At 45.6% G+C, this 822-nt stretch carries 1 protein-coding gene; it reads right to left on the bottom strand.

What is annotated here, in order from left to right; all coding sequences use genetic code 11:
* Window positions 1-493 (bottom strand): ABC transporter substrate-binding protein (locus A3762_RS24060; protein ID WP_156493717.1); only part of this gene is annotated, 493 nt, incomplete at its 3' end.
* Window positions 494-822 lie beyond the last annotated feature (329 nt).

The following is an 822-nucleotide window of genomic DNA, read 5'->3' as shown; positions in this document are numbered from 1 at the left end:
TCACCGAAGTGTTGGCAAGTGTTGTGCGCATCTCTTCGATGATGTTGATGAGCTTTTCGCCGTCTTCTTTGTGATTAAATTCGGTAGAAAGTGTACGGACGTTTTCGATAAGAGTATCGATTGTTTTTGGTGATTCCTGTTGAATAATTTGGACGCCGGTTTTTTCAAGAGCGTTGATTGCGGTTTCAGGACCCATGTCTGCGGCGCCTACAAGAGCGTCTGCTTTGATGCTTAGTAAGCCTTCGGGTGAAAGTTGGCGGTGGTAGCCAATGCTGGGCAAGCCTCGTAATTCGGGTTGACGAACTGACGTGACATCCACAGCAATAATAGCATCCTGAAGGTTAAGGGCTTGTAGGACTTGGGTGGTGCCTAGATCTGCGCTGATAATGCGAGGAGTCTCATCTTCGGCGAGAGCTGTTTGTGTGGTAATAACTGTGAGAAGTAGAGAAAAGCATGCCAATGATTTTGCAAAACTAATTCCGGCGCTGCGCATTTTGGTCTCCGAAGGGGCGTGACAGATAGTGCGTAGAAAATAGTTTAAGTCGCACTTTCTTAGGGTGATATTTAAGAAAGCGCAAGAATAGAGGACGGTAATGGCAATGTCAATCGAAATGAGACTAATTCGTATTTACATATAAAGCTTCGTCTGTTACCTTTCGCGACCTTGGGAATATAGCACGCTAGGAAAAAGGCATGACTGATAAAGTTGATATTGATAACGATCCAATTATTCAAGGTGAGCAGGCGCAGGGTTTACTTGACTGCTAAGCACTTGGGGGCCGCTGACCACAATCGTATTCTCGGGAGGTTGCGTGTTTGAAT

The sequence above is a fragment of the Oleiphilus sp. HI0125 genome, from assembly GCF_001635355.1.
The sequence above is the reverse complement of the archived record's forward strand: the minus strand, read 5'-3'. Positions and strand labels throughout refer to the sequence as shown.